This window comes from Microbacterium sp. BF1 (assembly GCF_019279095.1).
Classification (GTDB): Bacteria; Actinomycetota; Actinomycetes; order Actinomycetales; family Microbacteriaceae; genus Microbacterium; species Microbacterium maritypicum.
The window spans coordinates 1-599 of sequence record NZ_JAGYWT010000839.1; the positions used below are offsets into that span (position 1 = coordinate 1).

Consider the following 599-nt stretch of genomic DNA (forward strand, 5'->3'; position numbering starts at 1 on the left):
CTCACGCCGCTCGGTGTCGTGGTCGCCTTCTTCGGAGGCGTGCTCTCGTTCACGGGCCTCGCTCTCGGATCCGTCCTGTTCATGCCGCCGGTCCTGCGCCTGGTGGGACGCATGTTCGGGTCGAGTGCGACCGCGCGCCTCGCCGCCGAGAACGCACTGCGCTACCCGGAGCGCTCGTCGCGGATGGCGATCGGCGTGGTGATGGGGGTGACCCTGGTGACGATGTTCGCCGTGGCCCTCGAATCGGCCAAGCGTCTGATGATGAGCCAGGTCACGGGCGAGGTCCCGGAGGAGTTCTTCGCCCCGATGGATGCGTTCGCTGCGGTGATGATGGTGCTGGTCGCCGTCTCGGCCGTGATCGCCGCGGTCGGTCTGGTGAACCTGCTCACGATCGGGGTGGTGCAGCGGCGCCGGGAGCTGGGACTGCTGCGCTCGATCGGTCTGTCCAACCGCCAGGTGCGACGGATGGTGCTGCTCGAAGCCACGCACATCACGGTCGCGGCGACTCTGACGGGGCTCGTGCTGGGCGTCGCGTACGGCTGGATCGCCGCGCAGTCGCTGCTGGGCTCGGTGCCGACGCTGCCGGAGTTCACCCCGGC

At 69.4% G+C, this 599-nt stretch carries 1 protein-coding gene; it reads left to right on the forward strand.

The window, feature by feature from the left end:
* A partial coding sequence (locus KZA10_RS17105; protein WP_218683497.1) for an FtsX-like permease family protein occupies positions 1 to 599 on the forward strand: 599 nt, incomplete at both ends.